Source organism: Flavobacterium sp. 21.1 (assembly GCF_057801535.1).
In genome coordinates this window covers 610,533-621,446 of the sequence record NZ_JBYNXA010000003.1, presented here as the reverse complement: position 1 = coordinate 621,446, position 10,914 = coordinate 610,533, and the positions used below count along the sequence as shown (strand labels likewise).

Annotated in this window: 4 protein-coding genes; 1 reads left to right on the top strand and 3 read right to left on the bottom strand. The window is 42.9% G+C overall.

Annotation, left to right across the window (positions count from 1 at the left end; all coding sequences use genetic code 11):
* Positions 1-91: 91 nt before the first annotated feature.
* Entirely contained in the window at positions 92-7,999 is a 7,908-nt protein-coding gene (locus AC3E9U_RS09515) for a choice-of-anchor J domain-containing protein (protein WP_488746667.1), read from the bottom strand.
* A gap of 191 nt (positions 8,000-8,190) precedes the next feature.
* Here AC3E9U_RS09515 and hflX point away from each other — a divergent pair, with 191 nt between their 5' ends.
* Positions 8,191-9,420, top strand: coding sequence for a GTPase HflX (gene hflX / locus AC3E9U_RS09510; RefSeq protein ID WP_488746666.1), 1,230 nt, complete (start codon positions 8,191-8,193; stop codon positions 9,418-9,420).
* A 35-nt stretch (positions 9,421-9,455) separates the two neighbouring features.
* Here the strand turns inward: hflX and AC3E9U_RS09505 are convergent, their stop codons facing one another.
* Positions 9,456-10,328, bottom strand: a complete 873-nt coding sequence (locus AC3E9U_RS09505) for a DUF3078 domain-containing protein (RefSeq protein WP_488746665.1) — start codon at positions 10,326-10,328, stop codon at positions 9,456-9,458.
* An 80-nt stretch (positions 10,329-10,408) separates the two neighbouring features.
* Complete coding sequence (locus tag AC3E9U_RS09500; RefSeq protein WP_488746664.1) at positions 10,409-10,912, bottom strand: DUF2480 family protein; 504 nt, start codon at positions 10,910-10,912, stop codon at positions 10,409-10,411.
* Positions 10,913-10,914 lie beyond the last annotated feature (2 nt).

The following is a 10,914-nucleotide window of genomic DNA, read 5'->3' as shown; positions in this document are numbered from 1 at the left end:
CGGTCAAATAAATTCTTTTCATGTTATTTTGTTTTCCTTTTAGAAAACACCGCTCCCGGTAAACGGGAGCAGTGACTCTTGTTCATTTCTATTATCGCTCTCTGTTAATGTATACCCATCCCGTGCGGATCTTACCGTCTGTTGTATCGATCACATAATAGTATGTTCCGTCTGGTAATTCCTGACCTGCATCGGACTGACCATGCCACTGGTTGGTATAACCTGAACCATATGTATAGGTAGCAACACCGTAGCGGTTAAAGATGGACAATTTAGTTATGTCATAACTAGCCAAATCAAAAGTATCGTTCTTACCGTCACCATTTGGAGAGATACCACGTGGAATAGCTAAAATACAACCTAAATCTTCAACAAAAATAGAGCTTGCACCAGAAACACATCCTGTAGTTGTGTCTCTAACTAAAATAGTATAAGTTCCTTCGTTCAATCCGTTGAAAACAGGACTGGACTGATATACACCTGCATTCATCGAATATTCCAAATTAGATCCCAGTGGCGCTGAAACTTTGATACTACCAGCTAAATCATCACAAGTCGGCTGAGCATTAAGGACTATTGTAGGAGCAGCAGGACTAACAGCAGCGTCAATAACAATTGAAGTCTGAGAAGTACATCCTGTAGTGATATCACGAACGATAATAATATGCGTTCCTACTGATAATCCCGTAAATACAGTACTTGTCTGGAATGTCGGATCACCAGCATTATACTCGTAATTAGCCCCTACAGGCGAAGTAATTGTTACTGTCGCTGAAGGAAGTGTACAGGTAGCAGGCGTCGTAATGTTAACTACCGGAACCGTTGGATTTGCCGGTAAAGGATTAACAATCACAATTATTGCTGACGAAGTACATCCGCTAGTTGTATCACGCACTGTCACACTGTATGAACCAGGAGCCAATCCAGCAAATACAGTAGATGCCTGATAGGTCGTACCATTAATACTATATTCATAATTAGCACCTGTTGGAGCAGTTACTGTAATCGTTCCCGTAGGCGTTGTACAAGTAGGCTGAACAGTAGTACTTGCAGTCGGAGCTGCAGGCATACCTGTTGCAGGGTTGATTACAACAACTGTAGCCGCTGAAATACATCCCGTATTGATATCGCGCACAGTAACATTATAAAGTCCAGGTGTTAATCCGGCAAATGTTGTTGCGCTCTGATAAATGTTTCCATCTACACTATATTCATAATTAGCACCAAGTGGAGCTGTTATGTCAATAGTTCCGGTCGGCACAGCACAAATTGGTTGTGCAACAATATTGACTGTCGGAGCCGCAGGTGCTGCAGGAATCGGATCTACTACAAGCGTTGTTGCAGAAGAAACACATCCTGTAACCGTATCGTGTACAGTAACATTATAACTTCCTGGAGCCAAGCCAGCAAAAGTAGTTGATGCCTGGTAAGTTACCCCGTCAATACTATATTCATAGTTTCCTCCTGTCGGAGCAGTCACTACAATTGTACCTGTTGTAATAATACATGTCGGTTGTACAGTAACGCTAGCCGTTGGAGCTGCCGGAGCAACCGGAATTGGATTCACTACCAAAGTCGTCGCAGTTGAAATACATCCTGAAGCAGTATCGCGAACAGAAACCATATAAGTACCAGGAGCCAGACCAGCAAATGTAGTTGCTGCCTGATAAGTAACTCCATCCAAAGTGTACTCTAAAGTAGCACCAACCGGAGCTGTTACTACAATTGTTCCCGATGTCGTAATACAATTTGGCTGAACTGTAACACTAGCTGTTGGAGCAGCTGGAGAACCCGGTGCAGGATTCACAGTTAAAGTTGTAGCTGTAGAAACACATCCTGAAGCAATGTCACGAACGATTACGTTGTAAGTTCCCGGCAATAAATTCGGGAATGTAACACTTGTCTGGAATGTTGTTCCGTCGATACTGTATTCAAAATTCGCACCGATAGGAGCGGTTACCGTTATACTACCAGTAGGAACAGCACAAGTCGTAGGAGAAGTAGCTGTTGCCGTAGGAGCAGCAGGGGCTGGAGGAGCAGTTAATACTGCAGGTGTCGCGTTAGAAACACATCCTGTCGCAGTATTTAAAACAGTAACGTTATATGTCCCTGCCGGAACGTTAGTAAACACAGGACTTGCTTGATAAGTAGTTCCATCAATACTATACTGATAGTTTACAGTTAAAGGAGCATAAGTTCCTACATTAGTATAAACCTCAGGATCTAAGGCGTCCCAATCAGCAGGGTTCCAAGTATTGCTTGGAGCTGATGCTGTTGCAAGTCTTCTGTAAGTGTAACCAGGTAAATTATTAGGTGTAAATGTAACACCGTCTCTTCTACCCCAGTTGTCAATTTCTACTCCTGCGGCATTAGTTAATCTGATGTTGTCATCAATATTAACACCACCGCAAGCCGCAACGACCTGATGAGGAACAACGCCTCCCTGATTTGTTGTACTTCCCACAGCGATGATACGAGTTGCATTATTTGCCACTGTACCCGTCAAAGCAAAATCACAAGATGTAGTTGCCGAAGGTAAAGAAGTATAGAATTTCAATCTGTAATTAGCAAGATTTACCGTTGCACCGGTTCCGTTATAAATTTCAACATAGGTTAAAGAACCTGCGTTCGAATCCGTCACCTCAGAAATAAATAAATCAGAATAAGATCCCGGACCACTTAGCGGAGCAGTAACCGTTATCTGACCACCTGTAGTACATGTCGGCTGAACCAAAGTTACAGTTGGTGCACTTGGTTGCGCCGGTACTGCATTAATTACTGCAACAGTTGGATTTGAAGCACATCCTGTTGCTGTATCACGAATAACAACGTTATAGCTGTTTGGTGCCAATCCACTGAATACGTTCGTCGGAAGGTATGTCGTACCTCCGTCAATACTGTATTCGTATGTCGCCGCAGTAGGTAAAACAGTTATTGTACCTGTTGGCGTTGTACATGTTGGTTGTACAGTAGTTGGAGCCGCAACTGCAGTCGGATTAATAGTAACTGTAGTTGTAAACGACGTATTACCACAACCTGTTGTTACAGGGAAATTATATGAAACTGTATAAGTTCCAGGTACACTTCCTACAGGTGTTATCGCACCATTGTTGGCATTGATAAGTAATCCTACCGGTGTAACGGAGAATGTACCTCCAGGTGTTCCCGTAACCGTAACAGCTTGTGTGCCTGCTAAACTATTACAATAAGCCGGAGCGTTATAACTAATAGTTGCTAAAGCTGGCTCAACGATAGTAATTACATAAGAATAAGTCTTAACAGCACAGTTCGCCGTAGCTGCCAATGTATTGTAAATTACATAGTTTCCTGCCGGTGTCGCTGTTAAGTTGATTTCTCCTGTTGAAGTATTAACAAAAACAACTGCCGGGTTCGGACTAGAGAATGTTCCGGCAAAAGAACCTGCAGATATTGTTGCCACAGGGTTTGCACTGGTACCTCTACAATAGGTTCCCGGAAGATATCTGAAATTAGCGTCAGGACAACAGATAGTTGTTCCCGCTCCCGGAGCACCCGCATTGATTTGATTCAAACTTATCGTTCCTGTCTGGTTAGAGAAGTTAGTAATCAAGATAATATATATTTCACCAGCCTGAGCATTTGGAATATTAAACTGCTCGATTGGTGCAGCACTATAACTACAACCGTGATCCTGAGGGTTATTAGCCGGAGGATTCGTGTTTACCGGCGGTATAAATGGAATACCGGCAGCACATCCTGCAGCCTGACTTGTATATGGTCCCCACGCAGCATAATCCACGTCAAGATTCGGAGTCGCACTTCCAGGAGAAGACTGTGTCAACTCGAAGTTAATCGGACCCGAAGTTCCAACCTGAATTGCAAAATATGTAGGGTTCGGAGAAGATGACAAACATCCGATAGTTCCCAAACTTGTTACACCGGTAGTATTTCCATAAGTAATATTACAAACTGTTGATGCAGTAGCACAAGTTGAAGGTGTTGAAATACATAAGTTGAATGTTGAAGTCTGTGGTCCTGAGGCATTTGAATATACACGAACAAAATAAGTTCCTCCAACAGTTAAACCATTAAGGGTTCCTGCCAGCTGATTGGCTGCACTACAGAAAACCTGAGTTAATCCAGAACATGATCCTGAATAAACCGCAAAATTTAAATTCGTTGTTGAACCTGCTACGTTTTGAAGTGCAACGTTCAAGTACGAGTTGGTTGCAATAAATTGGTACCAAACGTCATCGTCTGCGGTACCGATACACGGAGCAATTGGTGTTCCTGTTGACCCGGTTGCCAAAGCAAGCGTACCCGGAACAGTCTGATTACAAACAGCATTAGCATTTACAGGAACGAATGTTGCAGTTGCACAATCGTCGTTTGCTGGTGCTGTTGTGAAATTAAGTCCGTTTGACCAGTAACTTGCATCCGTTGGAGAACAAATCGCACTTACGAAATAAGTATAAGATGTGCTTGGATTCAATCCGGTAATTAAAGCAGGGTTTGAGTTAACCACTGTTCCGGTAGTTCCTGGAGTAGGTACAGGAGAACCTGCAGGCAGAACCAATACCTGCCATTGTGTTGCTGTTCCCGCTTCAGTCCATCCCAACATTGCTGAAGTGGATGTTACCTGAGTTACTGTTAGAGCAGATGGCTTAGGACATGTTGGTCTTGGCGCACAAGTGACATTCGCTACCCATCCTGCTCTATCAACCGAACTGTCGCTTCGGAAACGGAATGTTAAACATCCGTCTGTACTACTCGAGGTGAAAGGACCAGGGATTGCAGTACCCCAATAACCACCGGCTAAACCTCCCGGTACATTTCCGGCCCCGTTTGTACTGGCAAGTTGTGGAGCAGCAATAGAGTTACCATCAAAAACATAAAGGGCATCCCAGTTTGTTTCTGTATTGAAAGACGTGAATGTAACTGTAACTAAGTCCGTCGGGTTAGTTGGACAGATTGTCCAAGTCACATCCTCACTAAGTCCATAATTTCCTGGTGTAGTAGTACTTGCTCCCGTATCAACAAAGTTTCCGCCACAAACAGGTGGTGCTATTTGCGTTGTTGCCGAAACCGGACCTGTTACCGCACTTGCGTCGGTTGGAGAACAGATTCCTCTTACATAAAAATCATAACACGTAGAACCGGATAACCCAGTTAATGTAAATGGATTCGTAGGCGCCGAAACCCACCCTGGAGTAGCTCCGGTAGGTCTAGGTGATCCACAAGGCACGGCGATTACCTGCCAAGCCGTTGCATTTCCACCACTCCATGATAAAAGAGCAGAGTTGTACGTAACTGCTGATTGTGAAAGTGTAATAGGCGCTTCACATGTTGCTCGTGGCGCACAAGTTACATTAGCTACCCAACCTGCTGCAGTCGTTGATGCGTTAGATCTGAAATTGAATGTTAATGAACCATCTGCTGCCGAAGAGGTGAAAGGGCCAGGAATCGTAGTTCCCCAATATCCGCCGGCCAACCCGCCAGGAACCGTTCCAGCACCATTTACACTGGTAAACTGAGGAGCCGCAGTCGTGTTTCCGTTAAACACATATAAAGCATCGTTACTTGCTTGTGTACTGAATGATGTAAACGTAACCGTTACAACATCTCCAGGATTTTGCGGATAAACCGTCCAGGTTAAGTTTTCATTATTAGCATAAGCTGCAGTCGATCCTCCAGAATCAACAAATGTTCCACCACAAACCGGCGGTGCAACCAAAGTTGTAAAAGTTACAGGACCAACCCAAACACTTGGGCCATTAGCACCACAATTTGCCAATACATATACATCATACGTCGTTGAACCTAAAAGTCCGGTTTGGTTATATGGTAAAGGTAAGTTAGCAGTAGTACCAGCCGTAGGTGAAGTCGGTGCCGGTTGACCCGTCGGTTGCACCACAACCTGCCAAGAAGTCTCAGTTCCACCCGGTGTCCAGCTGATATTTGCCGAGTTAGGAGTAATTCCTGACACTACAATATCCATTGGTTCCGGACAAGGCGGAATATTTTCAACAATTACCTGATCGATAAATATTCTGGAACCGTTCGCTCCCGGAGCAACGTGGAATCCAATATTTACGGGGCCTGAAAGTGACGCCGGTATATTAACAATCTTCTCAAGATACGTCACATTACTGTAAGTGGCCTGAGCAAGGACAGTCGTAGTAAAGTTCCCAGGAATCGGCCCCGCAGTTGAAGCCTTAATTTCAAAGTTACAAGGCGAAGCCGCTGACGAAACTCTGTATCGGTATCTTAAACGCTGACCTCCGCTGGTCAATTGTATTTGTGGAGACATCAACCAGTCGTCGTTAGTCGCTAAACTTGAAACAATACTCGCAGATTGATTTCCTTCAAACGGAGTGGTTGCATAGTTCATGTCCCATGCATTCGCATCGGCGCCAACGTTTGCAACTGTCCAACAAATTTCTGATGTGGAAGTCGAGTTAAACCCTTCAGTGAAAGTAACCGGAAAAACGCCGCACAATGTTCTGAACTGATAAGGACCAGCCCAAATACTGAAAAGACCTCCACCACAATCAACTCTTACGTAAAACTCGTATAAAGTATTCTGAGTTAAACCTGTAATAGGAGCTGAAGTAGCTGCAACAGCGGTACCTGTACCTAAAGGTAATCCTGTACCTGCAGGCTGCACCACATATTCAAAGTTAGTAAAACCGCTTGTCCAAGCAATTGTCGCAGTAGTCTGCCCGATAGCTGTAGTTGTTAAAGCCGTCGGCTGTGCACAGTTAACCTGTTGTATGCTTAAGGTATACGGTATCGTTTGAGGCGTACCATTAGTAGAGATTACTATATAATAAGTAGTTCCTGCTGTTACGTTGAAAGCCGGAATATTTCTGATTCCACCACCCGTATTAGCAACACCTGCCAAACATGTTGTACCAACGTTAGCACAACTGCTGTATACGAATACGCCTGAATTGTTTCCTGTAGGTGTCATTGAAATATCAACAATCCCTGTGAAAGTTGGTGTAAAAGAATAGAAAACATCGTTTCCGTTTAAGTAAGTCCCTGTAATTCCACAAGAAGTTCCCGGGCTTCCGTCGATAAGATCACTGAATAAACCGGTATTACTAGTAGTTGTATAAGGTAATGTTGTAATAGGAATAGGGCCCGAACAAGCCGTTCCCAGAGGAATAGTATTAAAGATAAATGGTCCGGTCCACGCACTGGTGTTACCAGGACCACACACTGATCTTACATAATAATTGTATTGAGTGCCTGGAAGTAATCCTGTATAATTATAAGGCTTGGTTACTCCTGTTCTGGTTGGAACTCCTGTCGGCGCACCTGGCATAGCCACCATTTCAATATCCCATGTTGTAGCAGGTCCTGTACTTGTCCAGTCCAATAACGCCGAAGTTGACGTAACCGAGGAAGCCGTCAATCCTGAAACCGTTGTACATTGTTGTACCATATTCACATCATCAATCAACCATCGGTCGCCGGTTGTCGTAGCTCCGGTTTGCTGATGAACTCTAACAAACGCAAGGTAAACGTTTTGCCCTGCGTAAGTACTTAAGCTTTTTACAATTTCTCCATAGACATTGTAAGCGGTAGATCCGCCTGCAGCCATATCTGTTTCCAGCTGGGCTTCCGTCCATTGTTGGATTGGTGTAAAACTTGCCTGGGCTTGAGTTGTCGTTGAAATACGCAACTGCAAAATCGTTCCATTGTCGCCGGACAACGTCATTTTTGTCCAAAAGCGCAACTGCCCATTTGTCGGAACTGTAAACTGAGGGGTTACCAGCCAGTCCTCCGAGGTGTTACCCGCACCTATATTTCCTCTGTCTATCAAGGCATGCTGCGCACCGCCATGCGTAGGAAGAAACAAAGTACTCGTAGTCGTCCAGCTTTGAGCTGTCCCTACACCATTGTCCATAACACTCCATGTCCCGGGAATTCCCGTGTCAAAACTTTCCGGGAATTGGGCAAACCCCAGGAAAGAAATTAACGACATGAAAATTACAAGAGTAATTTTTTTCATAACTAATATTTGGTTTGTTGTAGTTTAATTTCCAAATGTAAAAAAAAATAACCATTTTATAACACCTCATTGTAAAATTCACAAAAACCGGCTTGTTTGTTTGGTTTTTATTTATTTAACATTTTAAGGCCATTTTGTAAAACCTTCATAGTATTAGTTAATTACTTATTTTTGCAGTTCAATTTAGAAGCATGCTAGAAAAAGTAACACATAATTTTGAGAAAACGGTAATCGTCGGAATCGTTACGCAACAACAAAATGAGGACAAACTCAACGAATATCTGGACGAACTGGAATTCCTTACCTACACGGCTGGTGGAGAAGTAGTTAAGCGTTTTTCTCAAAAAATGGACAAACCTAACCCGAAAACGTTTGTAGGGACAGGAAAAATAGAAGATATTAACCTATATATTAAGGAGAACGATGTTTCGACCGTGATTTTTGACGATGAACTTACGCCGGCACAACAAAAGAACATCACCAAAATTTTAGATTGCAAGGTTTTGGACCGAACCAACCTTATTCTGGACATTTTTGCCCAGCGAGCTGAAACTTCTTATGCCCGCACCCAGGTTGAATTAGCTCAGTGTCAGTATTTGCTGCCACGACTTTCGGGAATGTGGACGCATTTGGAACGTCAGCGAGGGGGTATCGGTATGCGTGGTCCCGGGGAAACCGAGATCGAAACCGACCGTCGAATCGTTCGTGACCGAATTGCTCTCCTTAAAGAGAAGATCAAAACGATTGACAAACAGATGTCGGTTCAGAGAAGCAACCGTGGCGCTATGGTACGTGTGGCTTTAGTGGGGTACACCAATGTCGGCAAATCAACCTTAATGAACGCCGTTGGTAAAAGTGATGTATTTGTGGAAAATAAACTTTTCGCTACATTAGACACTACGGTTCGTAAAGTGGTGATCAAAAACCTTCCTTTTTTATTGTCGGACACGGTTGGATTTATCCGAAAACTACCTACGCAATTAGTTGAATCTTTTAAAAGTACGCTGGATGAAGTTCGTGAAGCGGATTTGTTATTACATGTTGTAGATATTTCCCATGCCGACTTTGAAGACCACATTGCTTCGGTAAATCAGATCCTGCAGGATATAAAAAGTGCCGATAAGCCAACGATAATGGTTTTTAATAAGATTGACTCGTATAAACACCTTACCATTGCTGACGACGATCTGATCACCGAAAAAACAACCAAACATTATTCCTTAGAAGAGTGGAAAAACACCTGGATGTCTAAAGTAGGTAAAGACCACGCGTTATTCATATCTGCCAAGCACAGGGAAAATTTCGAAGAATTCCGTGAAAAGGTTTATGAGGCCGTACGCGAAATACATATCACCCGATTCCCGTACAACAAATTTCTATATCCTGACTATAAGGATGCTGTCGAAAAAGAAGACGAATAAAAAAATGCCATCTGTTACAAGATGGCATTTTTTTATTAAAAACCGTAATTCACAGCGACTCCAAAAACCTGTCGTGTCTGAAGCCCGCGGACGGCGTTATCATCGTATACCTCTTGCAGTGAAAAGTTGGTGGTGAGATACTTATTGATCTTCATGACAACATTCATCTGATAGTCAATATCTACATTTTGAGGATCTTCCAGATAATTGGAATAAAAACTTACAATATTCTCGATGGAGACATTGGCCATAATAATAAGTTTATAATATCCCGAAACATAAGCTCCCAGTTCATAACGCATCGATTCACCCTGTTTTACACCAAAATAAGCTTCGTCCGGTAGTGTTTGCGTCTTGTCAACAAAAGTCATTTTTGAAGTCAGCGGCGCGATGTTAAACTTCAGATTGTCGTTTTTCTTCCAAAGCATTCCGGGTCCGAAGGTAAGATAAGCAGGAGAAAACAAATCGGAGTATTCCGTTCTGATTTCAGTACCGTTTGCATCCTTACCATAAATATAACCTACGGTAAGCTGTGTTTTGAAGTTTGCAAATGCGGAATACGACCAATAACCTATCGCTCGTTTCCCTACTAGGGAATTTAACTCAAAACGGTCATCGGTTTTTTTCTCAAAGGGAGAGTTTGCGGTCTTTACCAGTCCATAGGAAGCTATTACTTTGTTGTCCCAGGTCCATTCGTCTTTCTTATAGTTGAAATCATAATTCACACCCAAAGTCCCGGAAAAGTTATTTTCACCTCCGGCCACCCAATTATTAAAACTGGACTGGTTAAAAAGAAAGGAGATATTGCCCTTTTTCACCCAATGTTTGGTGGTATCCTGCACAACTTCCTGAGCTGAGGCGGTTAACGTCCCAATAAAACATAACAAAAGCGTAATCCTTTTTTTCATAATCAGTACTTTTTGTTACTACTAAAGTAACAAAAATCTGTCAGAAAATAAGAAAAAAAAGGCCTATTTAGATGAGCTGCTTATTTCCTTTTATAAAGTGGAACTGCGGAGCACGCTTCGCCAAACATGATGCTTTTTGCAACGGGTACTAATTTTTGAATCGCCAATACATACACCTCCTGTGGAACCGGTTTGTTGGAACATCCCTTAAGGATTACAGGTTTGTTCTCAAATGGTGTATAATCCACAGCATCCAGTTTTTCCTGATACAGGACCTGCAACAGTTCTTTTTTGGTACCGTTGACAATTTTTAACGCAAACGGCTGTAAAGAAACAGCCACTAAAGAGTAAGCCCAGGCGGGCAGTATAGCATCCTCAGAACAATACAACGCGACATAACTGTCTTGGTATTGTGTCCAATCATGCTCTTTGAGCTGTTCACGAAATTCAGTTTCTTTCAGAATGAATCCGCCAAACAACCATTGTGAAATATCCAACTCTACAATAGGCTGTTTTGGAAAATAATCTTCCAGATCGAACACCTGTAAGGCGCTGTTGGCTACTCTGTTTACAATTTCGTCCATTA